This window comes from Bacillus sp. FSL M8-0071 (genome assembly GCF_037975455.1).
GTDB classification, from domain to species: domain Bacteria; phylum Bacillota; class Bacilli; order Bacillales; family Bacillaceae; genus Bacillus; species Bacillus subtilis.
Window position 1 is genome coordinate 1,220,238 of the sequence record NZ_CP150256.1, and the last position, 23,703, is coordinate 1,243,940.

Sequence of the window (23,703 nt, forward strand, 5' to 3'; positions counted from 1 at the left end):
CATGGAGGAAGTTCGCACGTCTTTATAGATGTAAGGCTGTTTAAACAAGAAGAAATGGGGTATATCTAAAAGTATGAATACAACGAACTCATAAGGAGCAAATCAATGAACTGGTATGAAAAGCTTAGCGAGTACTTTCCAATTGAAGAAATGAAATCAAAAGCGCATATGGAAGCTCTTCTGAAAGAGCGAAGCGATATTTATCATAAAGATGAAGGCAAACATCATATTTTAATGTTTGCGGAGTTCGATTCTTTTATCTTCGTTGATTATCTGTATGTGTCTAAGGATGCAAGAGGGCAGGGGCTTGGCGGCAAATTGATCGCGAAGCTGAAAAAGAAAAATAAGCCCATATTGCTCGAGGTGGAACCTGTGGATGAAGATGATACTGATACAGAAAAACGCCTGAGGTTTTATCAAAGAGAGCATTTCAAGCATGCTCAGTCAATTGGGTACCGGCGCCGGTCATTGGCTACGAATGAAGTAAACAAGATGGAGATTCTGTACTGGTCACCAAAAACAGAATCAGAAGAAGAAATTCTTGAAGCCATGAAACAAACATATGAAAACATTCATACTTATAAAGACGAGAAATGGTACGGGGAATCGTACGAAAAAACGGATGAAGTCCTGAAACTCATTGATGAAGAAAAACAAAAAAATATTTTCGATCAGTTAAGCTAATTGAGAATTAGAACATATCATGAACATTAAAAATTTGCTGGATTGACACATTTTTTTCTTAGGATACTGTTCACACTTACTTTTTTATAGTATAATACCTGTAAAGATTCCTTTTTTAGAGTAATTTCAATTTAAGAATAAAATAGATGTTCATCCTACTAATTAGAGGAGTGAAGATGAATGGTTACACTATACACATCACCAAGCTGTACTTCATGCAGAAAGGCGAGAGCGTGGCTCGAGGAGCACGATATTCCATTTGTAGAAAGAAACATTTTCTCTGAACCTTTATCAATTGATGAAATAAAACAAATTCTTCGAATGACTGAGGATGGAACAGATGAAATCATCTCAACCCGTTCAAAAGTATTCCAAAAACTGAATGTGAACGTTGAATCTATGCCGCTGCAAGATTTGTACCGCTTGATCAACGAGCATCCAGGGTTGCTTCGCCGTCCGATCATCATTGACGAAAAACGTTTGCAGGTCGGATATAACGAAGACGAAATCAGACGTTTCCTGCCAAGAAAAGTTCGCTCTTTCCAATTAAGAGAAGCACAGCGTTTGGCAAACTAATAGATCGTATCATCAAAAGAAGGCTGAGTCATCAGCCTTCTTTTATTATTTTTCAACCTGCTGGTAATAAATGCTCGCAAGGATGACAAACGCAACCGTCAAAATGGGGAGGAGCGTTTCGACTGTGCCGTGCTGCGCCATAAAAAGCGACAGCTTTTTGTCTCTGACGATCATTTCTCCGCCAGTATAAGCAAGCAGCCCGCTTCCCGCGTAAATCAGAAGCGGTATTTTCTCTAGTGCAATATGGATGAGTTTGCTGCCCCAAATAATAACCGGAACCGATACACACAAACCTATAACAACGAGAGAAAACTCACCGTGTGATGCTCCCGCAACTGCGATGACGTTGTCCAGCGACATAAAGAGATCTGCAAGCACAATCGTTCGTATCGCTCTCCACAGGGAGGTGCTGCTTTTAATGTGTTTCGTGTCTTTTTTTTCAATCAGCAGCTGATATCCTAAATACAGCAGGAAAATTCCGCCGGCGCACTGCAAGAACGGAATGTTCAAAAGATATACTGCTGCACTTGTTAATCCGATTCTCATGGCAACGGCAATAAATGTTCCGAGAATAATGGCTTGCTGTCTTTGCTTGTCCGGCAAATGTCTGCTGGCCATGGCAATAACAACCGCGTTATCTCCGCCGAGGATCAGGTCAATCCCAACAATGACAAGCAGAGAAATCAGATAGTCATGCTCCATGAAGCGGCACCTCGCTTTCAGTCCTTCGCTTGTACTACTACTATATGAGACAGGTTGTATTTTATGATATCAGCCGCCTGAACTGCCGTTTTTTAGGCAAAGGTGCATTTTTATTTCTTTTGTGACTGTTTTATCATAAAATAGAAATACAAAGGAATTCACACTGGCCTTGGTTAAGGTTAAGATGTGGACGGAATGGGTAAAGTGTAGTAAAGTACAATTAATCGGGAGCTTAGATGTCCCTTCAACATCTTATATAGAAGGGAAGGTTGGCAAATGGAAATTGAAAGAATTAACGAGCATACAGTAAAATTTTATATGTCTTACGGAGATATTGAAGATCGCGGTTTTGACAGAGAAGAAATTTGGTATAACCGTGAGCGCAGTGAAGAACTTTTCTGGGAAGTCATGGATGAAGTTCATGAAGAAGAGGAATTCGCTGTGGAAGGCCCACTTTGGATTCAAGTTCAGGCACTGGACAAAGGATTAGAAATCATCGTCACAAAAGCCCAGCTTTCCAAAGACGGACAAAAGCTCGAACTGCCGATTCCTGAGGATAAAAAGCAAGAACCAGCATCTGAGGATCTTGACGCCTTGCTGGATGATTTCCAGAAAGAAGAGCAAGCCGTCAATCAGGAAGAGAAGGAGCAAAAGCTTCAATTTGTCTTGCGATTTGGCGATTTTGAGGATGTTATTTCTCTATCTAATTTGAACGTTAACGGAAGCAAAACGACTTTATATTCGTTTGAGAACCGATATTATTTATATGTAGATTTTTGCAATATGACTGATGAAGAGGTTGAAAATCAGCTAAGCATCCTGCTGGAGTACGCAAATGAATCCTCAATCAGCATACACCGTCTTGAAGAGTACGGCAAGCTGATTATTTCAGAGCATGCTCTAGAAACGATAAAAAAACACTTTGCATCATAGCAAACCGATTTCCTTCCGGAAATCGGTTTTTTTATGCACAAAAATGCCATTTTAGAGATGTGAAAAATCAAAAACATATAGACAAGCGGAAAATACAGCGAACAGGAGTTGATCATCTTTTCCAGAAAGTATACTTCATCTGGAAAGGAGAGATGACAATTGTTTAGTGCTGTGACTGAAGACGGCCAAATGTTTCACCTTCTAGGCGCTCAGCAAAACCAGAAATTAAAGCGGAGACGGTTCTTCTGTCCGGTATGCGGGGGAGAGCTAGCTGTGAAGCTTGGACTTCAAAAAGCGCCGCATTTTGCCCATAAACAGAACAAATCCTGCTCCATAGACATCGAACCGGAAAGCGCCTACCACTTAGAAGGAAAAAGACAGCTGTATGTATGGCTGAAAACGCAACGGGCTTCACCAATATTGGAGCCGTATATAAGGACAATCAACCAGAGACCGGACGTCATGGCAAGAATTAAGGAGCATATGCTTGCTGTTGAATATCAATGCGCCACTATCGCTCCAGATGTCTTTCAAAAGCGGACAGAGGGCTTCAAACAAGAAGGAATCATCCCGCAGTGGATTATGGGATACAGCCGCTTAAAACGGACTGCTTCGTCCTTTTATCAGCTTTCAGCTTTTCATTGGCAGTTTATCAATGCAAGTCCATACAGAGAACTGATATGTTATTGTCCTGAAAGTCGTTCTTTTCTCCGGCTCAGCCACATCATTCCATTCTACACAAACCATTCTTATTCCTCAGTCCAAACGATCCCTATCCATCGGGCAGGTGCAGGCGATCTTTTTTTCACTGAACCGAAACCCTCACTTCAATATTCAGGCTGGACGAAAGCGATTCACCGTTTTCGCCATAAACCCCATCGGTTTAACTCAAAGGAAACAAATCGCCTTAGGCTGCTGTTTTATGAGAAGCGGCAGACGCCTTTTTCTTTTCTGCCGACTGAAGTGTTTGTTCCTGTTAGAAAAGGGGCAGTTTTTAAGAGTCCGGTTTTTGTGTGGCAGGGGTTTCTTTATTTGTTTATGACGGATCTTGGAGATAAACGTGCGCCAATTCGTTTTTCAGCCGTTTTGCAGCAGTGCAAACTGCACATTCATAATAAGAACATTGCACTCAGGTTCGAATGCAGCGAAGAGTGTCTTTCAGAAGCGGTTAAACAGTATATTGATTTTTTGTGCAAGAAGGGATTTTTAAGGGAGACTCAGAAAGAAGTATATGTGCTGAATCAGCCTGCAGGCGGCATACACTCAATGCAGGATCTCATAGAAAGAGACCGCAGCTGTTTTATAGAATGAGTTTGTCTTATTTGGCTCACCCTAAGACAAAGGTGGTGGGCAGGCTGTGAAAGGCACAAAAGGAAAGGTTTTTCGTGTTTTTACTGCTTTTTTGGCATTCGTTCTCTTCATTACTGCATATGATTTGACAAAAGGCAGTGAAAAACCGGAAGATATTCACAACACAAGTTTATTGAGAAACAGCTGTTTTTTCAATTGGCTTGAATCAAAGAAGACGAGGGGGATCACCATGGCTGAGGAAAAAAAAGCAAACCAACTGCCTGACAGAAGTGAGGTAAAGGCAGAAGACACATGGAGACTTGAGGATATTTTTCCTAGTGATGAGGCCTGGAATAAAGAATTTCAAGCTGTAAAAGAATTAATTCCGAATTTATCTAAGTATAAAGGAAAGCTGGCAGATTCAGCTGATCATTTATACGAGGCTCTTACGTATCAAGATAAAGTGATGGAGCGGCTGGGTAGGCTGTACACATATGCGCATATGCGCTCTGACCAGGATACTGGGAACTCCTTTTACCAGGGGCTGAATGACAAGGCGGGAAACCTGTATACACAGGCCGCAAGCGCGACAGCTTATTTGGTTCCGGAGATTTTATCCATAGAAGAAGACAAACTGCAGCAGTTCATTCTTGAAAAAGAAGAATTAAAGCTGTACTCTCATGCGATTGAGGAGATTACCAAGGAACGTCCGCATGTGCTGAGCGAGAAGGAAGAGGCACTGCTTGCTGAAGCCTCCGAGGTACTGGGGTCATCTTCAAATACATTCAGCGTGTTAAATAACGCAGATATAACGTTTCCGTCCATTAAAGACGAAGATGGGAATGAAAAACAGATCACTCACGGCAATTTTATTAATTTCTTGGAAAGTGAAAACCGTGAAGTCCGCAAAAATGCGTTTGACGCAGTGTATAAAACGTACGGACAATATAAAAACACAATGGCCACGACGCTAAGCGGCACTGTGAAAAAGGACAACTTCTACGCGAGAGTGAAAAAGTACAAGTCCGCGCGTGAGGCTGCGCTTTCTAACAACAGTATTCCAGAGGAAGTATACGATAACCTTGTTAAGACGATTAATAAGCATTTGCCGCTCCTGCACCGCTATATTGCGCTAAGAAAGAAAGTGCTTGAGCTTGATGAAGTGCATATCTATGACCTGTATACACCGCTTGTGAAAGATGCTGGGATGAAGGTGACATACGAGGAAGCCAAAGATTACATGCTGAAAGGCCTTGCACCTTTAGGGGAAGAATATGCCTCTATCCTAAAAGAAGGACTGGAAAACCGCTGGGTGGACGTTTACGAGAATAAAGGCAAACGCAATGGGGCTTATTCATCAGGAGCTTACGGCACGAATCCGTATATTTTGATGAACTGGCATAATAACGTCAATAATCTCTTTACGCTCGTGCACGAGTTTGGACATTCCGTACACAGCTACTATACGAGAAAGCACCAGCCTTATCCATACGGCAATTACAGTATCTTTGTCGCGGAAGTTGCCTCTACGACAAATGAAGCGCTCCTTGGCGAATATTTGCTGAACAATTTAGAGGATGAAAAACAGCGCTTATATATTCTCAACCATATGCTTGAGGGCTTCAGGGGAACGGTCTTCAGACAAACGATGTTCGCTGAATTTGAACATCTGATCCATACAAAGGCGCAAGAAGGCGAGCCGCTTACACCTGAGCTTCTGACAAATGTCTATTACGACCTGAATAAAAAGTATTTTGGAGACGGCATGGTGATTGATAAGGAAATCGGCCTTGAATGGTCGCGTATTCCGCACTTCTATTACAATTACTATGTGTATCAGTATGCGACAGGGTACAGCGCTGCCCAAGCATTAAGCAGCCAGATTTTGAAGGAAGGAAAGCCGGCGGTTGACCGTTATATTGACTTCCTGAAAGCGGGAAGCTCACAATACCCGATTGATGTCCTGAAAAAAGCGGGTGTTGATATGACGTCTCCAGAGCCAATCGAAGCCGCGTGCAAAATGTTTGAAGAAAAACTTGATGAAATGGAAGAGCTGCTGATGAAAGTCAAGCAGTCTTAAAAAAGTAAGCCTGTGCGGAAATGACGCACAGGCTTTTTTAAAACCCTTTAAAGGTTTTCCGGTGATTCAAGCGGTAGAGGGTAAACAAAATAGACAGAAACAGCAGAGGAGAGGTAATATAAAGCGGCAGCATATGCATCATGCCTAAGATATTCAAGCAGAAAAAAACAGCAATGCACACAATTGAGATCAAAGTAGACATCATGGCGGTCCTCCTCGTCCTTTTTCCTTATAAGGATATGAGTGAATGCACTTCGTTATGTTTTGTGACAAAAATATGAACATTAAGCATAGAGGTTGTCAAAAGTCGACATCTTTTGTTATCATAAGGATGTGAAATTGATCACAAACAAACATTACCCCTTTGTTTGACCGTGAAAAATTTCTCCCATCCCCTTTGTTGTCGTTAAGACATATGAAACCGCGCTTATCCCGGCGCGGTTTCTTTAGTGCTAAAAACAGAACTTATGTTTGGTTCGGGGCATAAAAAAACAGCCTCAAGCATATGCACGCCTGCGGCTATTTTTCACATGATTGATATTCATCAGAATAAGTGCTGAGAGACTTCCAAAACATTCCGTGTTTGGCTTCCACTTTGGCAACCTTTTTAGCAAACGCCAGTTTTTTCATTTCTTTTTCTACCTCTTCCAAGCTCAGGTCATATACAAGAGCAATTTCCTTAGAGGCAACGAAGCGGAAATATTCAATAAAACATTCTAAAGGCGGTGTTTCCGAAGGCTTCGGCTCGTCGCCAAGCATCTCAAATAAAATTTCTTCATATACATCATATGAGTAGCTGCCAGGAACTTTAAGCCCTTCTTCCTCATGCTGCGTATTAAAAAACGTCAGTGTCGGATTAACAGAAACATCCATCTCAGCAGCAATTTTCATGTCACATTGAAGCGCCTTGACCGCGCTTTGAGAATGCAGATCTTTTTTGAATTCTTCAAGATCGAGACTTGTATTTTCAGCAATCTCCAAAAGCACGTTTTCATCCGTAATATTTTTCTTTGAAACAAATAGGCTCTCCTGCATATTTCTGAGAAATTGCATGCCGGCTTTTCGTCCTTGCAATTCGGCTGCTTTAAAAGCGAGAGCAGCCATATAAGGCGATGAAAGCGGCTGATCCTGTTCGAACCAGACATTGCCGTCACATGACATGCCAGAGCGGCTCGCGATCTTTTCCCATGCTTCTGCGAGAAGATGCTTTTTTCGCTTTTTATTTAAAGCGGTAAGGCTTGCGGAAGCGATAATGCGTAAGGTGAAAAAACGTCCGTATCTGATTTTCAGCTTTTTGATGACGGGCTCTAAGGACCAGCATTCAGGACATAAAGGGTCTACAAACATATAAATTTCAAGCGGTTTTTTTGGATGACCGTGGCAATGGGCGAAGTATAGCTCATGCTGATAGTTTGTCAAGATGATCGATCCTCCGCTTCCGTTTGATTCACCATATGCCTTGCTGTCAACTCCAGCCGGCCAAACAAAAACTCACGAATTTCGCCCTCCAGCCCTACATGGTCCATTGCGTCCTTCATACAGCTGAGCCACGCATCAGCTCTCTCGTTTGTAATTGGAAAGGGAAGATGCCTTGCTCTGAGCATAGGATGGCCGTGCTCCTCAGTATAAAGCGGAGGCCCGCCTAAATACTGAGTTAAGAATTGCTTCTGTTTCCTGGCGGTTTCTGTCAAATCGCTTGGAAAAATCGGCTTCAGCAAAGGATGAGACGCGACACGCTCATAAAAAGTATCAACAAGTTGCGATAGAAGTTCCTCTCCAATCGCTTCATAAGGTGCGTTAAACGATTGTCCCATGTTGACTACTCCTTTAAATATGGCTAATAGGAATCATAAATCCTATTGCAAAAAGTAATTTTCTGTATTTCATTGTTTCATCTAGATTTATTTTAGCAACAAGGCATCATTTCTACAAACAAACTGCCTTTTATGCGTTTGATGATCATTTCGGCTGACAGCCGGGGTTTGTATTTCATATCATATCACATAAAAATCAGGAATGCGTAAGATTTCACTTCGCAAAAAAACCAGAGGGAAAGAGCACCTCTGGTTACGCGTAATAAACTGAAGTTATTTTTTTTACATAGTTTTGCGTTTCTTGGAAAGGAGGAATGCCTCCGTATCGGTCAACATTCCCCGGTCCGGCGTTGTAAGCCGCTAATGCCATAGACACATTGCCGTCGTATTTATCCAGCATTTGTTTTAAATATTTCGTTCCGCCCTCCACATTTTGCTGCGGATCAAGCGGATTGGAAACGCCAAGTGAGCTTGCTGTTGACGGCATCAGCTGCATGAGGCCCATCGCACCTGCTCCGCTGACCGCTTTTGCATTAAAGCCTGATTCCTGTTTGATGACGGCGCGGATCAGTTTTTCATCAACGCCATATTTATCAGCGGCTTTTTTAATCGCACTGTCAATAGAGAAGTCTCCCGATCTGATCTGATTTGCTTCATGTTTGTTTGAAGCTGAATCTGCAGCAGCTGTTTCAGTGCTTTCTGCCGCTTTTGTGACTGAACCTGAATTGCTGCTCGTATATGAGTTAAGCCCATACGCTGAAAGCAGTGGCGGCGCTGTTGTATTCGCGCTGTTCAGCATGCTGAGCGGGCTTGGCGATGAAGAAGGTGCTGATTGCTGAGATGCCAGACCGTTTGTATATTGGCTGAGCAAAGAACTGAAACTTGAAAGCGGGCTTTCCGTATTCTGATTGTCCGAGCTGCTGCGTGCATTAGATATGGACTGTAGTGCCTGAAGCTGAAGTAAAGCTGCCCAATTCGTTACATTCACGATGTCATTCCACCTTATATAGACTTTCGTTTTTCTTCATAAAAACGCAGAATTTTATTTTTGGTTTCGCGCTGAGGAATGCTGAATTGCTGAAGCAGCTTTTCGAAGGCTTTTCTGCCCTCATGCCAATCCGCCGCCTCAAATTCAATTTCATAGTCCTCTTTATTTAAATATCGGCTGTGGTCTAAAACTATTAAGCCTTTTTCTGTTTCTTTTTCCGCACGGCTTGTTGCTAAAGATCCAAAGTATTGTATGGCATCCGTATCGATCTGAAGCTTGTGCAGCTGGTCCTTCACAGGGCCCTCGGGAACTGAAAATCCAGCGAGATCTGATACCTCTGAAAGCTGTTGGTGCGTTTCCAGAAGCCCCACATCTGCCGGCTCCTTTAATGTAAGGACATACTTTCCGTTTTTTCTGCGGATACGAAGCGCAGCATGTTTTTGTTTCAGCGCGAAGCTGTCTGTATCAAAATAATGATTCTTTTGATCTGTAAAATCTTTTTCTGTCAGCTGGAGTGCCGATGCTATGTTTTTGAATTCTTGTTTGGTCAGCATGTTTTTAAATTCGATTTCAATCTCTTGGCTCATGATGCTCTTCCTTTCCGCCCTGTAAATCTTATTTTTACTATTATCTCTTTAGATGTTAGGTTTATCAATATCGAGCTCGATATGATAAAATGAATCTGTACTTTGTTTAAAAAAGGAGAGCATTATGCAAAACAGAATCGAAATTTTGAATGCAACATTATCGGATGATCAGCTTCGCCTTGCCTGTCAGACAGAAGGAAACGAAGCGGAACGCAAGCCGTCAGGTCAAATGCTTGTTGATTCTGACCACTTTGCTTTTGTATACATACTTGAATTAGCTGATTCTTTTGAATATGTCATTATAAAGGAACATGTATGGCCGGAACTGAAGCAGGCCCATGCACAAAAAATACCGGTTGTTTTAGAGGCAGGAGACCAAACAATTGAACTGGCAGGCCTGCATGAGGAGCTGGAATATCTTTTAGAAAATATAAAAGATAATGCAAACTATGGAGAAGAAATGGAAGAAAAAGTGAAACGCGTGTTTTTATAGAAACTGGTTCGGAATTGGGGGATGTATGATGGATGACAAACAATGGGAGCGTTTTTTAGTGCCGTACCGCCAGGCTGTCGAAGAGTTGAAAGTGAAGCTCAAGGGGATCCGCACACTATATGAATACGAGGACGACCATTCACCGATCGAATTTGTGACCGGACGCGTCAAGCCTGTGGCGAGCATACTTGAAAAAGCGAGACGGAAAAGCATACCGCTGCATGAAATTGAAACCATGCAGGACATTGCTGGCCTTAGAATCATGTGCCAATTTGTCGATGACATCCAAATCGTAAAAGAGATGCTTTTTGCCAGAAAAGATTTCACCGTTGTGGATCAGAGGGATTATATTGCGGAACATAAAGAGAGCGGATACCGATCATACCATCTTGTTGTGCTGTACCCTTTGCAGACGGTATCCGGAGAAAAGCATGTTCTCGTAGAAATACAGATCCGTACACTGGCGATGAATTTTTGGGCGACCATTGAACATTCATTGAATTATAAATACAGCGGAAACATTCCTGAAAAAGTAAAACTAAGGCTTCAGCGCGCTTCTGAAGCGGCTTCCCGGCTTGATGAAGAGATGTCGGAGATCAGGGGTGAAGTACAGGAAGCTCAAGCTGCCTTTTCAAGAAAGAAAAAAGGAAGCGAGCAACAATAGGTAAAGGGGAAGAAGAGCATGAAATTTGCCGTATCATCAAAAGGAGATCAAGTTTCTGATACGCTGAAAAGCAAAATACAGGCGTATTTATTGGATTTTGATATGGAACTGGATGAAAATGAACCGGAAATCGTTATTTCAGTCGGAGGCGACGGAACGCTTTTGTATGCTTTTCACAGATACAGCGACCGCTTGGACAAAACAGCATTTGTCGGCGTTCACACAGGTCATCTGGGTTTTTATGCCGACTGGGTTCCTCATGAAATTGAAAAACTTGTTCTTGCCATCGCGAAAACGCCGTATCATACAGTCGAATATCCGCTTCTCGAAGTCATTGTGACCTATCACGAAAACGAGCGGGAAGAAAGATACTTAGCTTTGAATGAATGTACGATTAAAAGCATCGAAGGAAGCCTTGTTGCTGATGTGGAAATCAAAGGGCAGCTCTTTGAAACCTTCCGGGGCGATGGCCTCTGCCTGTCAACTCCATCAGGCAGCACAGCCTACAATAAGGCGCTGGGCGGAGCGATTATCCATCCGTCTATCAGGGCGATCCAGCTTGCGGAAATGGCTTCAATTAATAACCGCGTGTTCCGTACGGTCGGGTCACCTCTGCTTCTCCCATCCCATCATGATTGCATGATTAAGCCGAGAAACGAAGTTGACTTTCAAGTGACGATTGACCATTTAACCCTTCTCCATAAGGATGTAAAGTCGATCCGCTGCCAAGTTGCATCCGAAAAAGTGCGGTTTGCGAGATTCCGTCCGTTTCCATTTTGGAAAAGAGTCCAGGATTCGTTTATTGGAAAAGGTGAATAGAAAGAGGACATATCGTGGAGCATTTTTTTATCAGAAAGAACATTACTTCCGCTGAGGACGGGATGACTGTAAAAGAATATGCCGGTGAACTGGGAATTTCGAAACGTCTGCTGACCGATATTAAGTTTGGCGGGGGAGACCTGCAGATTAACGGTGAGCATGTGACGGTCAAATACGTTTTGAAAGATGGAGATCTTCTTATCGTGAAGTTTCCTGAGGAACAGGTGAGCGAGACGCTGTTGGCAGAGCCTGTTCCGCTCGATATCCTTTATGAGGATGAACATGTGCTTGTGATAAACAAGCAGCCGTATGTGTCATCAATCCCTTCGAGAGAGCATCCCTCCGGCAGCATTGCCAATGGAATTATTGATCATTATCAAACAACCGGAGTGAGGGCCACAGTACATCTTGTTACCCGGCTAGACCGGGATACATCAGGTGTCATGCTTGTTGCCAAGCATCGATTTGCCCACTCCATTTTATCGTCTGCGCAAAAAAACGGCCTTGTGAAACGCCGGTATGCGGCAGTGGTTCACGGGCGGATGGCACAGATGGAGGGAACAGTCGATGCTCCGATTGGCAGACATCCTGATAGTATTATTGAACGGACGGTAACGCCAGACGGCCAGAAGGCTGTTACTCATTTTTACGTCACATGTGCAAATGACGACATGACCTCGGTGGCATTGCAGCTTGAGACTGGACGAACCCATCAAATTCGTGTTCATATGAGCTATCTCGGGCACCCGTTGTGCGGCGATACACTGTACGGCGGTACGAGACAGGAAATTGGCCGGCAGGCTTTGCACAGCGAGCATCTTTCATTTATCCATCCGCTGACACAGGAGAACATGACGTTTCATGCTCCACTGCCTCAGGACATGAGAAAACTGATAAAAGGAGAGAATCATTGATTCTCTCCTTTTTTATATGGGGCGAAATCTTGATTCGTCGTAAGGCAGGGAGCTTGGAACAGAGACGGTTTCTATTTCTGGAAAGCGAAAGCCTGTCAGTTGATTTCCGAACACGCAGCCTGTATCAATGTTGATGGTGCGATTGACCTTCCGAGGCTCTTTCACAGGTGTATGACCGTATACCACCCAAGCCTTTCCGTTATAGGCTGCCGCCCAATCACGCCTGACGGGTCTGCCGTCCGGATATGTTTCACCCGTCACGTCACCGTAAAGCACAAAGTCCTTCACTCTGCGGGTATATTTGCCGATATCGTCAGCTCTTATGCCAGCATGGGCGACAACTAATTCTCCATTATGTAAGATGTCGTAAAGCGGCGCTGTTTCGTACAGCTTCATAAACTGTTCGCTGACTGATTTTCTCTCATCCTTGGAAAGTTCCTCAAGCTCTGCCGCTGTTGTTTCGAGACCATGCATCACTTTTACCGGATTTCCTTTTAAGTAACGATATAATTTATTGCAATGGTTTCCCGGGACATAACGCACAGCGCCTTTTTCGTAAGCGCCGGCTACAAATCGGATGACCTCTATCGATTTGGGCCCTCTGTCAGTTAAATCTCCGGCAAAAACAAGCACCCTGCCTTCTTCATGGACAGGTACTCCATTTTTGATTGTATAGCCAAGCTTTTGGATTAATGCAGTCATTTCGTCATAGCAGCCATGAATATCGCTGATGATATCGTAAGCCATGCGGTATCCTCCTTACCGATTGTTTTATTTATTATGAAGCAAAGTGTTGTGAGTCATCACAAGCTTTTATGTGCAAATTATAGAAGAAGAATCATTTTCTAAACAGGATTAAGACCATATTACTTTATTTTTCATCATCACCCTTGTTAAAATCGCGTTATGTTTTTTAAAAATGAGGTTTTGTTCTCTGAGTGAGAACTAGCATAACCCTGACTTAAAAAGGAGGTTCTGATTATGGCGCATACATCTGTCGCATCATTAGTTGTTGTACTTATCGTTGCATTTTTGACACCCATCCTTTTGCATCGGTTTAAACTCAGCATCCCGGTTGTTGTTGCTGAAATCATTATGGGGCTGATTATTGGGAAAAGCGGCCTTAATTTAGTTGTGGAGGGTGACACCTGGCTCCAAACACTCTCTATGCTCGGATTTATCTTTTTGATGTTTTTAAGCGGGCTTGAAATTGATTTTTCGTCGTTTGAGAAAGGAAAGAAAAAGCAGTTCCTGCCGAATGGCAAGGAAGCGCCGAATACGTTTGCTGCGGCATCTGTTATTTTCGTCGGTATTTTTATTTTATCATTGCTCTTGTCCTATGGGTTCGTCTTGGCCGGATTTATCCAAAATGCATTTTTGATGACCCTGATTATTTCAACGATTTCATTAGGCGTTGTCGTTCCAACATTAAAAGAAGAACGGATCATGAATTCGAATATCGGGCAGATTATTTTGCTTGTTGCTGTTATTGCTGATTTGGCCACGATGATTCTTCTTGCTGTTTTTTCTTCTTTATACGGAGAGGACAGCGGAAACATGTGGCTCCTGATGATTCTGTTTGCGGCCGGAGTGGTGCTTTACTTTTTCGGCCGGGTCTTTAAACATCGCTCTTTTGTGCAGTCCATGTCAAAAGGGACGATCCAGATCGGGACGCGTGCCATTTTTACGTTAATTATTGTACTCGTTGCCCTGTCTGAATCACTTGGGGCGGAAAATATTCTCGGCGCTTTCTTAGCGGGGGTTCTCGTTTCCCTGCTTTCGCCAAACAAAGAACTTGTTCAGCAGCTGGATTCATTTGGTTATGGGTTCTTAATACCGATTTTCTTCGTGATGGTCGGTGTGAAGCTGGATATTTGGACTCTTTTCCAGGATAAAACAATTTTAATCATGATTCCGCTCCTGCTGCTGGCGCTGTTAGTCAGCAAAATCATTCCTGTCATGTACCTAAAGAAGTGGTATGATAACCGAACCATTTTCGCGTCTGGCTTCTTGCTGACATCTACGCTTTCGCTCGTGATTGCCGCTGCAACAATCGGGCAGCAGCTTCACGTGATCAGTGCAAATATGTCAGGAGCGTTAATTTTAGTAGCCGTCATTGCAAGTATTTTTACGCCGATCTGTTTTAAAAAATTATACAAACGGGAAGAGCAGCCGGAGGAGAAAAAGACGATTACGTTCATTGGCGCCAATCAAATGACTTTGCCTGTCACACTCGAATTGCCAGAGGAAGAGTATGACGTGCGTGTTGTACACGTCTACCAAGAGAATGCGGAGGAAAAGCTGTCAGAATCAGTGTTTGCTGTTGAAACAATTTCTGACTATGAACACGAGACGCTTGAATCACTCGGCATTTTTGAAACGGATATCCTCGTTGTGGCGACAGGAAATGAAGATATGAATGCAGACATTGCATTACTTGCAAAAGATAAAGGCACAGAAAGAGTCATTGCAAGCGTAGGATCACCGGAGCATGAAGCAGCTCTGAAGGAGCAGGGAATCAGCATCTTTTCTATTCTGCTGTCGACAAAAACGCTGCTTCGCGCACTGATTGAAGCGCCTGGCGTCATGAAGCTGCTCACGAACCAAGAGTCTTCGCTGTATCAAATTAATATGGAGAACAGTAAATATGATGGTGTCATTTTACGGGAATTCCCTTTAACAGGTGACGTCATCTTTGTCAGGATCTTCAGAGGTGTGGACAGCATCGTTCCTCATGGGGATACGAGGCTGAAACTTGGAGACCGTTTAATTGTCACCGGATCTCGGGGGTACGTAACGGATCTTAAGAAAACATTGGAAGGATAAATCTTGACCAAATAAGGATTCGTGTTAATATAGAGGTGCAGAACAATTCAATATGTATTCGTTTAACCACTAGGGGTGTCCTTCATAAGGGCTGAGATAAAAGTGTGACTTTTAGACCCTCATAACTTGAACAGGTTCAGACCTGCGTAGGGAAGTGGAGCGGTATTTGTGTTATTTTACTATGCCAATTCCAAACCACTTTTCCTTGCGGGAAAGTGGTTTTTTTATTTTCAGAGGGGGAATGATTTGTGAAGTTTTCAGAAGAATGCCGCAGTGCAGCCGCAGAATGGTGGGAGGGGAGCTTTGTCCATCCGTTCGTTCAAGGAATCGGTGACGGAACGCTTCCGATTGACCGTTTTAAATACTACGTACTTCAGGATTCCTATTATTTAACGCATTTTGCAAAGGTGCAGTCATTTGGTGCCGCTTATGCGAAGGATCTTTATACAACGGGGCGGATGGCAAGCCATGCCCAAGGTACATATGAGGCGGAAATGGCGCTTCATCGCGAGTTTGCCGAGCTGTTGGAAATCAGCGAGGAAGAGCGTAAGGCGTTTAAGCCGTCTCCTACGGCGTACTCTTATACATCCCATATGTACCGTTCGGTTTTGAGCGGGAATTTCGCAGAAATCTTAGCGGCCCTGCTGCCATGCTATTGGCTCTATTACGAGGTTGGTGAGAAATTGCTGCATTGTGATCCGGGGCATCCAATTTATCAGAAGTGGATTGGCACATATGGCGGTGATTGGTTTAGACAACAGGTCGAGGAGCAAATCAACCGCTTTGATGAGCTGGCGGAAAACAGCACGGAGGAAGTGCGTGCCAAGATGAAAGAGAATTTTGTCATCTCCAGCTACTACGAATATCAATTTTGGGGAATGGCCTATCGAAAAGAAGGCTGGTCTGACTGCGCCATAAAAGAGGTGGAGGAATGTGGAGCTTCACGCCATAACGGATGACAGCAAGCCGGTAGAAGAGCTAGCGAGAATCATCATTACGATTAAGAATGAAGTTGATTTTATTCATATTCGGGAACGCTCAAAATCGGCGGCGGATATTTTGAAATTGCTCGAGCTTATTTTTGAAGGCGGTATAGATAAACGAAAATTGGTGATGAACGGGCGCGTGGATATTGCACTTTTCTCTACTATTCACCGCGTGCAGCTGCCAAGCGGCAGCTTTTCACCGAAGCAGGTCAGAGCCAGATTTCCACACCTTCATATCGGGAGGTCGGTGCATTCACTGGAGGAAGCGGTTCAAGCAGAAAAGGAAGACGCGGACTACGTGCTGTTCGGCCATGTGTTTGAAACGGATTGCAAAAAGGGTCTTGAAGGCAGAGGAGTATCTTTGCTGTCAGATATCAAACAGCGGATTTCCATCCCGGTTATAGCCATCGGGGGGATGACGCCGGACAGGTTAAGAGACGTAAAACAAGCAGGGGCAGACGGCATTGCTGTTATGTCAGGAATTTTCTCTTCCGCTGAACCTTTGGAAGCAGCCAGACGATATTCCCGCAAGCTAAAGGAGATGCGCTATGAAAAGGCATTATGAAGCAGTGGTGATTGGAGGCGGAATTATCGGTTCCGCGATTGCTTATCATTTGGCAAAGGAAAACAAAAGCACCGCATTGTTTGAAAGCGGAACAATGGGCGGCAGAACGACAAGTGCCGCTGCCGGAATGCTGGGCGCCCATGCCGAATGCGAGGAACGTGACGCGTTTTTTGATTTCGCCATGCACAGTCAGCGTCTGTACAAAGGTCTTGGAGAAGAGCTTTATGCATTATCAGGTGTGGATATCAGGCAGCATAACGGCGGTATGTTTAAACTTGCATTTTCTGAAGAAGATGTGCTGCAGCTGAGACAGATGGACGATTTGGACTCTGTCAGCTGGTATTCAAAAGAAGAGGTGTTAGAAAAAGAGCCGTATGCGTCTGGTGACATCTTTGGTGCATCTTTTATTCAGGATGATGTGCATGTGGAGCCTTATTTTGTTTGCAAGGCATATGTGAAAGCAGCAAAAATGCTTGGGGCGGAGATTTTTGAGCATACGCCCGTCCTGCATGTCGAACGTGACGGTGAAGCCCTGTCCATCAAGACCCCTAGAGGAGACGTATGGGCTAATCATGTTGTCGTTGCCAGCGGAGTGTGGAGCGGAATGTTTTTTAAACAGCTTGGACTGAACAATGCTTTTCTCCCTGTAAAAGGGGAGTGCCTGTCCGTTTGGAATGATGATATCCCGCTGACAAAAACGCTTTACCATGATCACTGCTATATCGTACCGAGAAAAAGCGGCAAACTGGTTGTCGGCGCGACAATGAAGCCGGGGGACTGGAGTGAAACACCGGATCTTGGCGGATTGGAATCCGTTATGAAAAAAGCAAAAACGATGCTGCCGGCTATACAGAATATGAAGGTGGATCGTTTTTGGGCGGGACTCCGGCCGGGAACAAAGGATGGAAAACCGTACATCGGCAGACATCCTGAGGACAGCCGTATTTTATTTGCGGCGGGCCATTTCAGAAACGGGATCCTGCTTGCTCCCGCAACGGGCGCTTTGATCAGTGATCTCATCATGAATAAAGAGGTCAACCAAGACTGGCTGCACGCATTCCGAATTGATCGCAAGGAGGCGGTTCAGATATGATGCTACAGCTGAACGGTAAAGACGTGAAGTGGGAAAAAGACGCAGGTACAATTCAAGACCTGCTGGCGTCGTATCAGCTTGAAAATAAAATCGTTATCGTGGAAAGAAATAAAGAAATAATCGGGAAAGAACGCTATCACGAGGTTGAGCTTTGTGATCGTGATGTCATTGAAATTGTCCATTTTGTAGGAGGCGGATGAGCATGTTAACAATTGGCGGAAAATCATTTCAATCAAGATTGCTGCTGGGCACGGGGAAATACCCATCGTTTGACATTCAAAAGGAAGCAGTAGCTGTTTCTGAGTCTGATATTTTAACATTTGCTGTAAGGAGAATGAACATCTTTGAAGCATCTCAGCCGAATTTTTTGGAACAGCTTGATTTATCCAAATATACGCTTTTGCCGAATACAGCGGGCGCCAGCACTGCTGAAGAAGCGGTTCGGATTGCAAGGCTGGCGAAAGCGTCCGGCCTTTGTGACATGATTAAAGTTGAAGTCATCGGATGCAGCCGTTCCTTGCTGCCTGACCCTGTTGAGACATTAAAAGCGTCTGAACAGCTTCTTGAAGAAGGCTTTATTGTGCTCCCGTACACGTCGGATGACGTTGTGCTGGCGAGAAAGCTGGAAGAGCTCGGCGTTCATGCCATCATGCCGGGTGCATCTCCGATTGGATCAGGACAAGGAATCTTAAATCCTTTGAATCTGTCGTTTATTATTGAACAGGCGAAAGTGCCGGTCATCGTGGATGCGGGAATCGGCTCGCCTAAAGATGCGGCATACGCAATGGAGCTTGGAGCGGATGGCGTACTGCTCAATACGGCTGTATCTGGCGCTGACGATCCCGTGAAAATGGCTCGTGCCATGAAGCTCGCAGTGGAAGCAGGGCGCCTTTCTTATGAGGCGGGCCGAATCCCGCTTAAGCAATACGGAACGGCAAGCAGTCCGGGAGAAGGTCTTCCTGTATGACGGGCAGGTATTCAAGGCAGGAGCTGTTTGCTCCGATCGGCCCATCCGGCCAGAAAAAATTGAAAGAAGCGCGCGCCGTGATTATCGGCGCCGGCGCGCTCGGAACAGCCAGTGCAGAAATGCTGGTGAGAGCGGGAGTCGGCTCTGTGAAAATTGCCGACAGAGATTATGTTGAATGGAGCAACCTCCAGCGCCAACAGCTTTATACAGAAGATGATGTCAAAAAAGAAATGCCGAAAGCAGCCGCTGCGGAGCGCCGTCTCCGTTCGATTAACAGCGATGTTGATGTGACCGGCCTTGTCATGGATGTGACAGCAGAAAATATTTTCGAGCTGATTAGGGATGCATCAATTATAGTGGATGCGGCTGATAATTTTGAAACCCGCCTGATCGTAAATGATGCTGCGGTAAAGGAAGGGATTCCTTTTCTTTACGGTGCCTGTGTAGGGAGCTACGGCCTCACCTTTACCGTGGTGCCGGGATCTACCCCTTGCCTGCATTGCTTGCTCGATACACTTCCGATTGGCGGAGCAACGTGTGACACAGCTGGCATCATCAGTCCGGCTGTTTTGCAGGTAGCAGTCTTTCAGGTAACAGATGCACTGAAGCTGCTGACGGGAGAGGAGTGCGAGCCGGTGCTGCGCTCCTTTGATTTGTGGAAAAACGAGCGGTCAGAAGTGAGAGCGGCCAGTCTCAAACATGACGCATGCCCAAGCTGCGGCACAAAGGATTTTCCGTTTTTGTCATATGAAAATCAAACAAAAGCGGCTGTATTGTGCGGCAGGAACACGGTGCAGATCAGATCATCTATTACGAAAGAAGCGGATCTTGAAGCGCTTGCCGGTCAGCTGAGGCAGGCCGGGCTTGAAGTAGCTGCGAACCCGTATTTAATTTCCTGCCGCTCGGATGATATGAAAATGGTGCTGTTCCGGGACGGCAGAGCTTTGATCCATGGAACAAATGATATTGCCCGGGCAAAATCCATTTATCATAAATGGATCGGGTAATAAAAGGAGTGTAGTGTAATGAGTATATATAAAGCATTGACAATCGCCGGATCAGATTCAGGCGGCGGCGCAGGGATACAAGCTGATATTAAAACCTTTCAAGAGCTTGATGTATTCGGAATGTCTGCGATTACAGCGGTAACCGCTCAAAATACGCTTGGCGTTCATGGGGTGCATCCGCTGACTGTAGAGGCGTTGAGACAGCAAATTGACGCTGTTGCTGAGGATTTGAGACCGGATGCAGTCAAAACGGGAATGCTCTGGAATGCCGACATGATTGAAGAAGTGGCAAGAAAAATTGACGAGTACGGATTCAATCGTGTAATTGTTGATCCGGTTATGATCGCAAAGGGCGGGGCATCCTTGCTGCGTGATGAGTCAGTTGCCACCTTAAAGGAGTTGCTCATTCCAAGAAGCTACGCGATTACGCCGAATGTCCCGGAAGCAGAAACGCTGACAGGAATGACAATCAGCTCGCTGGATGACCGGAAAAAAGCAGCGGAGCAGCTCGTCAAGATGGGTGCGCAGCATGTCATTATCAAAGGCGGGCACCAGCCTGAGGACAATCACATTACTGACCTTCTTTTTGATGGCAGCATGTTTATGCAAATCACCCATCCTTATATCAATACGAAGCATACGCATGGCACAGGCTGCACCTTTGCTGCGGCTTTAACGGCCCAAACGGCTAAAGGAGACAGCATCCATCAGGCATTTGAGGTTGCGGCCAACTTTGTCCGTGAAGCGGTGGAAAATACGCTCGGCATCGGATCGGGACACGGGCCGACAAACCATTTCGCTTTTAAACGAAACAGCTTAAATACAAGCCGATGAGATCACCAGCTGATGGTGATCTCTTTTGCGTTTGCTACGGTATGCGCTTTTCATCTGGACAAGGTTATGATATGATAGGAATTAAGATCAGGTACTAATACTATGTCTTTATTAAATATAGGAGGCTTTATACATATGAATTTTTCACTTGAAGGCCGCAACATTGTTGTGATGGGGGTAGCCAACAAACGCAGCATCGCCTGGGGCATTGCGCGTTCTTTACATGAAGCGGGTGCACGTTTGATTTTCACATACGCTGGTGAACGCCTGGAGAAATCCGTTCACGAGCTTGCCGGAACATTAGACCGCAACGATTCCATCATCCTCCCTTGCGATGTTACAAACGACGCAGAAATCGAAACTTGCTTCGCAAGCATTAAGGAGCAGGTCGGTGTAATCCACGGTATCGCGCATTGTATCGCGTTTGCCAACAAAGAAGAGCTTGTCGGCGAATACTTAAACACAAATCGTGACGGCTTCCTTTTGGCTCATAACATCAGCTCATATTCTCTGACTGCTGTTGTCAAAGCGGCACGTCCGATGATGACTGAAGGCGGAAGCATTGTCACTTTGACGTACCTTGGCGGAGAGCTTGTGATGCCAAACTACAACGTCATGGGTGTAGCAAAAGCTTCTCTTGATGCAAGTGTGAAATATTTAGCTGCTGACTTAGGAAAAGAAAATATCCGCGTCAACAGCATTTCTGCCGGCCCGATCAGAACATTATCTGCTAAAGGCATCAGCGATTTCAACTCTATCTTAAAAGACATCGAAGAGCGTGCACCGCTTCGCCGCACGACAACACCTGAAGAAGTGGGCGATACAGCTGCGTTCTTGTTCAGCGATATGTCCCGCGGGATTACAGGTGAAAATCTTCACGTTGATTCAGGTTTCCATATCACTGCCCGCTAAGCAGGATCTATATCAAGCAATCCCGAATAGGGATTGCTTTTTTATTTCTTCTGATTTTCAGCTTTCTGTCATATAGATAGAATATGACACAATCGGAGGGATGAAGATGTCTAATAAGAAAAGAAACGCGGATAAAAAACCGCTCATGTATATTGTTCAGCCGGATTATGCAGAAACTACAAGATCATCCATGCAGGAGATTGTCATCAAAAGAAAGGCCGACAAACCCGCTCCGCCAAAAGCTGAGGAAAAGCCGGTTTACCATGAGAAGCAGCAGGAGGAAGCTGTGGCACAGGATGTCCTGCAAGAAGACCAAAAGCCTGCAGCCGAACCAGTGAGTCAGCAAACTCAAGAGGTGAGAGAACCAGAGAACATAAAAAGCCAAGAGGAACAGAAAGCAGAGCCGCAGGCCGTAGAAGAAACCGTTGAACACGAGCCCCCGAAAGCAGAAAAAAAGGAAGAGCCTGCACTTGAGACCCGGAAGCCTGAGAAAGAACCGGAAGCTGTCCATAGTGCTGATAAAGCGGAGGAAAAAGCACCGCCGGCACGAAAAGTGAAAAAACCGATGAGCAAGATGACGATCCACGAAAAAATTGATTTTTTAACAAAGCTGCCTCATAACATGCCGAGAGCGCTTTGTTTGATTGAAGCCAATGGAAGAACGTACAGGGGCGTGATTGTCGGAAGAAGAAATGATTCCGTCCTGCTTCGAACAACCGGAAACGGAGCCCCAACCGAACTGGCAATCGATGATATTACCTCTTTGCACCCGCTCGGTTTTTAACGAAAAAGAAAAAAGCTGCCCGGCTGATGTTGCCGGACAGCTTTTTTACATAGAGAAAAGCCTGCAGGCTTGCAAGCTTTTCCAGCTTATGATTAATGCTGATGATGTGTACGATTAATTAATCGAGGATTTAAGCAGTTGATTGCGCAGAAGCAGTCTAAGTCAACTTCAATACAGTAGTTCGTTTTTTCGAGTCGGAACACTTCACACACCGTATCTTTATCGGTGAAGTCCAAAATGTGTTTGTGTTCGTCAAATGCGATTAATAATGACAGTGTTGCGCAGCTTCCATGCACTCTTTCGACCCTGAAAAATACTGTATTAAAGCAAGGGCCGTTATCGAGTTCGCCGACATTTCCGAAGGCGACTAATGGCGTTGATTTTGATGTAAATATTGCAAAAGGCACTGTGTCGCCTAGCGAATGGCTTACAGATAAAAGCTTAGAGTGGCAGCCGGTCGGGCAGTCTTCTTCAACAGCGTTTTGCAGATCTTCAATATTTTCTACAGCTTCACGCACGCAGCTTGATGTTTTCTGGCTCATATTATCCCTCCTGCCTTATAAATTTGAGACTGGCGAAATGATGGAGAGTCAGCTGCCTCACGCTGGAAGCAGCTGAATGATTTGCACCTGTAATAGAGTTTGGAAGGGGATTCCTCTTTACAAGTGTTTATCCATTGTGATGATGCTTTTTATCTTTGTGAGGCGATGTTCTGTCAACTAGCTCTGGTGACAGGCACTGAATCGCGCAGAAGCATCCGAGATCCACTTCAATGCAGAAATCTGTTTTTTCTAGCCCGAAGAAATCCGGGTCGCAAGGGTGGCAAACACTTAAGGTATCGCCTTTGACATCGACAGGGCGTAAAATAGACAGTGTTGCGCAGCAATCACATAATTTTTCAACGCGGAAGAAAATGGATTCAAAGCATTGCATATCATCCACAAATCCCCCCACGTTTCCGAATGTGGAGAACAATCCGCCTTTTTTATCAAACAAGAGAAACGGAATTGTGTCTTTACCTGCAATTGTCGGATTCAAAAGGTTTGTATAGCAGCCAGTCGGACACTGTTCCTCAACTGCCTCCTGCTCTGCTAAAATCTTTTCCACTGCATCGCATACACAGTTCTCATGCCGGCCATGGGTTTTTCCGCAGCTCATTGATTTCAGCTCCTTCTTTATAGGGTA

The 23,703-nt window shown here is 44.7% G+C and carries 29 protein-coding genes, 1 pseudogene and 1 riboswitch; of the genes and pseudogenes, 20 read left to right on the forward strand and 10 right to left on the reverse strand.

The annotated features are described in order from the left end of the window. Window positions 1-105: 105 nt before the first annotated feature. Window positions 106-684, forward strand: coding sequence for a GNAT family N-acetyltransferase (locus MKX71_RS06240; protein ID WP_003224597.1), 579 nt, complete (start codon window positions 106-108; stop codon window positions 682-684). Window positions 685-864: 180 nt separating this feature from the next. After that, window positions 865-1,260: a transcriptional regulator Spx gene (gene spx, locus MKX71_RS06245; RefSeq protein WP_014476435.1), complete on the forward strand. Its 396-nt coding sequence runs from the start codon at window positions 865-867 to the stop codon at window positions 1,258-1,260. Between the two features lie 45 nt (window positions 1,261-1,305). Here the strand turns inward: spx and MKX71_RS06250 are convergent, their stop codons facing one another. Next, window positions 1,306-1,962: a TerC family protein gene (locus MKX71_RS06250; protein ID WP_003232944.1), complete on the reverse strand. Its 657-nt coding sequence runs from the start codon at window positions 1,960-1,962 to the stop codon at window positions 1,306-1,308. Window positions 1,963-2,131: 169 nt separating this feature from the next. On the opposite strand from MKX71_RS06250, the gene MKX71_RS06255 reads away from it, so the two are divergent. After that, on the forward strand, window positions 2,132-2,272 hold the full coding sequence (locus MKX71_RS06255) for a hypothetical protein (protein WP_119122854.1): 141 nt from the start codon (window positions 2,132-2,134) through the stop codon (window positions 2,270-2,272). Continuing rightward, window positions 2,239-2,895, forward strand: a complete 657-nt coding sequence (mecA, locus tag MKX71_RS06260; protein WP_003232942.1) for an adaptor protein MecA — start codon at window positions 2,239-2,241, stop codon at window positions 2,893-2,895. Before MKX71_RS06255 ends, mecA begins: the two co-directional genes overlap by 34 nt. On the opposite strand, the pseudogene MKX71_RS06265 reads toward mecA, so the two are convergent. After that, window positions 2,890-3,011 (reverse strand): annotated as a pseudogene (locus MKX71_RS06265) (hypothetical protein). The gene mecA and the pseudogene MKX71_RS06265 overlap by 6 nt on opposite strands. Before the next feature lie 43 nt (window positions 3,012-3,054). Here MKX71_RS06265 and coiA point away from each other — a divergent pair. Together coiA and pepF are read left to right on the forward strand one after the other, a co-directional pair. Continuing rightward, complete coding sequence (coiA, locus tag MKX71_RS06270; RefSeq protein ID WP_339231862.1) at window positions 3,055-4,206, forward strand: competence protein CoiA; 1,152 nt, start codon at window positions 3,055-3,057, stop codon at window positions 4,204-4,206. Between the two features lie 229 nt (window positions 4,207-4,435). Beyond that, a complete protein-coding gene (gene pepF, locus MKX71_RS06275; RefSeq protein WP_003245178.1) occupies window positions 4,436-6,265 on the forward strand; it encodes an oligoendopeptidase F in 1,830 nt (609 codons plus the stop codon). A gap of 37 nt (window positions 6,266-6,302) precedes the next feature. On the opposite strand, the gene MKX71_RS06280 is transcribed toward pepF, so the two are convergent. The 5 genes from MKX71_RS06280 to MKX71_RS06300 form a co-directional block, all read right to left on the reverse strand. Further along, the gene (locus MKX71_RS06280) at window positions 6,303-6,470 is read right to left on the reverse strand and encodes a hypothetical protein (RefSeq protein WP_003244944.1); all 168 of its coding nucleotides are present in this window, start codon (window positions 6,468-6,470) and stop codon (window positions 6,303-6,305) included. A 314-nt stretch (window positions 6,471-6,784) separates the two neighbouring features. Beyond that, window positions 6,785-7,684, reverse strand: coding sequence for a protease adaptor protein SpxH (spxH, locus tag MKX71_RS06285; RefSeq protein ID WP_277737059.1), 900 nt, complete (start codon window positions 7,682-7,684; stop codon window positions 6,785-6,787). After that, complete coding sequence (locus MKX71_RS06290) at window positions 7,681-8,079, reverse strand: group 2 truncated hemoglobin YjbI (RefSeq protein ID WP_003232928.1); 399 nt, start codon at window positions 8,077-8,079, stop codon at window positions 7,681-7,683. The genes spxH and MKX71_RS06290 overlap by 4 nt, the downstream gene beginning before the upstream one ends. A 253-nt stretch (window positions 8,080-8,332) precedes the next feature. Then, window positions 8,333-9,067 (reverse strand): bifunctional muramidase/murein lytic transglycosylase, encoded by a 735-nt coding sequence (gene cwlQ / locus MKX71_RS06295; protein WP_339231864.1) that lies wholly within the window; start codon window positions 9,065-9,067, stop codon window positions 8,333-8,335. 14 nt (window positions 9,068-9,081) lie between these two features. Next, window positions 9,082-9,654: a CYTH domain-containing protein gene (locus MKX71_RS06300; RefSeq protein WP_167408055.1), complete on the reverse strand. Its 573-nt coding sequence runs from the start codon at window positions 9,652-9,654 to the stop codon at window positions 9,082-9,084. Between the two features lie 124 nt (window positions 9,655-9,778). Between MKX71_RS06300 and MKX71_RS06305 the strand changes: the two genes are divergently transcribed. Genes MKX71_RS06305 through MKX71_RS06320 form a run of 4 tightly spaced genes read left to right on the forward strand, consistent with a single transcriptional unit; the run spans window position 9,779 to window position 12,544 of the window. Further along, window positions 9,779-10,147, forward strand: coding sequence for a hypothetical protein (locus MKX71_RS06305; protein WP_003232922.1), 369 nt, complete (start codon window positions 9,779-9,781; stop codon window positions 10,145-10,147). A 28-nt stretch (window positions 10,148-10,175) separates the two neighbouring features. Continuing rightward, window positions 10,176-10,811, forward strand: coding sequence for a GTP diphosphokinase (gene yjbM / locus MKX71_RS06310; protein WP_003245294.1), 636 nt, complete (start codon window positions 10,176-10,178; stop codon window positions 10,809-10,811). An 18-nt stretch (window positions 10,812-10,829) separates the two neighbouring features. After that, the gene (locus MKX71_RS06315) at window positions 10,830-11,630 is read left to right on the forward strand and encodes an NAD kinase (protein ID WP_003232918.1); all 801 of its coding nucleotides are present in this window, start codon (window positions 10,830-10,832) and stop codon (window positions 11,628-11,630) included. 14 nt (window positions 11,631-11,644) lie between these two features. Next, the gene (locus MKX71_RS06320) at window positions 11,645-12,544 is read left to right on the forward strand and encodes an RluA family pseudouridine synthase (RefSeq protein WP_192858360.1); all 900 of its coding nucleotides are present in this window, start codon (window positions 11,645-11,647) and stop codon (window positions 12,542-12,544) included. 12 nt (window positions 12,545-12,556) lie between these two features. On the opposite strand, the gene prpE is transcribed toward MKX71_RS06320, so the two are convergent. Further along, on the reverse strand, window positions 12,557-13,291 hold the full coding sequence (gene prpE, locus MKX71_RS06325) for a bis(5'-nucleosyl)-tetraphosphatase PrpE (protein WP_024573345.1): 735 nt from the start codon (window positions 13,289-13,291) through the stop codon (window positions 12,557-12,559). Between the two features lie 234 nt (window positions 13,292-13,525). Here prpE and MKX71_RS06330 point away from each other — a divergent pair, with 234 nt between their 5' ends. The 10 genes from MKX71_RS06330 (at window position 13,526) to cotO (ending at window position 22,518) form a co-directional block, all read left to right on the forward strand. Beyond that, window positions 13,526-15,370, forward strand: coding sequence for a monovalent cation:proton antiporter family protein (locus tag MKX71_RS06330; RefSeq protein ID WP_029317615.1), 1,845 nt, complete (start codon window positions 13,526-13,528; stop codon window positions 15,368-15,370). A gap of 61 nt (window positions 15,371-15,431) precedes the next feature. Beyond that, window positions 15,432-15,540: riboswitch (TPP riboswitch) on the forward strand. A gap of 78 nt (window positions 15,541-15,618) precedes the next feature. Beyond that, window positions 15,619-16,329, forward strand: a complete 711-nt coding sequence (gene tenA, locus MKX71_RS06335) for a thiaminase II (RefSeq protein ID WP_339231865.1) — start codon at window positions 15,619-15,621, stop codon at window positions 16,327-16,329. After that, window positions 16,304-16,921, forward strand: a complete 618-nt coding sequence (gene tenI, locus MKX71_RS06340; RefSeq protein ID WP_021479540.1) for a thiazole tautomerase TenI — start codon at window positions 16,304-16,306, stop codon at window positions 16,919-16,921. The genes tenA and tenI overlap by 26 nt, the downstream gene beginning before the upstream one ends. Beyond that, window positions 16,905-18,014, forward strand: a complete 1,110-nt coding sequence (gene thiO, locus MKX71_RS06345) for a glycine oxidase ThiO (protein WP_151262124.1) — start codon at window positions 16,905-16,907, stop codon at window positions 18,012-18,014. The genes tenI and thiO overlap by 17 nt, the downstream gene beginning before the upstream one ends. Next, window positions 18,014-18,214 carry a sulfur carrier protein ThiS gene (thiS, locus tag MKX71_RS06350; RefSeq protein WP_015252345.1) on the forward strand — a complete coding sequence of 67 codons (201 nt, stop codon included), beginning with the start codon at window positions 18,014-18,016 and terminating at the stop codon, window positions 18,212-18,214. The genes thiO and thiS overlap by 1 nt, the downstream gene beginning before the upstream one ends. Next, complete coding sequence (gene thiG / locus MKX71_RS06355; protein ID WP_010886483.1) at window positions 18,211-18,981, forward strand: thiazole synthase; 771 nt, start codon at window positions 18,211-18,213, stop codon at window positions 18,979-18,981. Before thiS ends, thiG begins: the two co-directional genes overlap by 4 nt. Further along, entirely contained in the window at window positions 18,978-19,988 is a 1,011-nt protein-coding gene (gene thiF, locus MKX71_RS06360) for a thiazole biosynthesis adenylyltransferase ThiF (RefSeq protein WP_033883575.1), read from the forward strand. The genes thiG and thiF overlap by 4 nt, the downstream gene beginning before the upstream one ends. Window positions 19,989-20,006: 18 nt before the next feature. Continuing rightward, window positions 20,007-20,822: a bifunctional hydroxymethylpyrimidine kinase/phosphomethylpyrimidine kinase gene (gene thiD / locus MKX71_RS06365; RefSeq protein WP_014479462.1), complete on the forward strand. Its 816-nt coding sequence runs from the start codon at window positions 20,007-20,009 to the stop codon at window positions 20,820-20,822. Window positions 20,823-20,957: 135 nt separating this feature from the next. Continuing rightward, a complete protein-coding gene (fabI, locus tag MKX71_RS06370; protein WP_003232896.1) occupies window positions 20,958-21,734 on the forward strand; it encodes an enoyl-ACP reductase FabI in 777 nt (258 codons plus the stop codon). A 100-nt stretch (window positions 21,735-21,834) separates the two neighbouring features. Further along, entirely contained in the window at window positions 21,835-22,518 is a 684-nt protein-coding gene (gene cotO, locus MKX71_RS06375) for a spore coat protein CotO (RefSeq protein WP_217011485.1), read from the forward strand. Between the two features lie 92 nt (window positions 22,519-22,610). Here the strand turns inward: cotO and cotZ are convergent, their stop codons facing one another. After that, window positions 22,611-23,060 (reverse strand): spore coat protein CotZ, encoded by a 450-nt coding sequence (gene cotZ / locus MKX71_RS06380; RefSeq protein WP_014479464.1) that lies wholly within the window; start codon window positions 23,058-23,060, stop codon window positions 22,611-22,613. A 127-nt stretch (window positions 23,061-23,187) separates the two neighbouring features. Then, window positions 23,188-23,676, reverse strand: coding sequence for a spore coat protein CotY (gene cotY, locus MKX71_RS06385; protein WP_014479465.1), 489 nt, complete (start codon window positions 23,674-23,676; stop codon window positions 23,188-23,190). Between the last annotated feature and the right edge of the window lie 27 nt (window positions 23,677-23,703).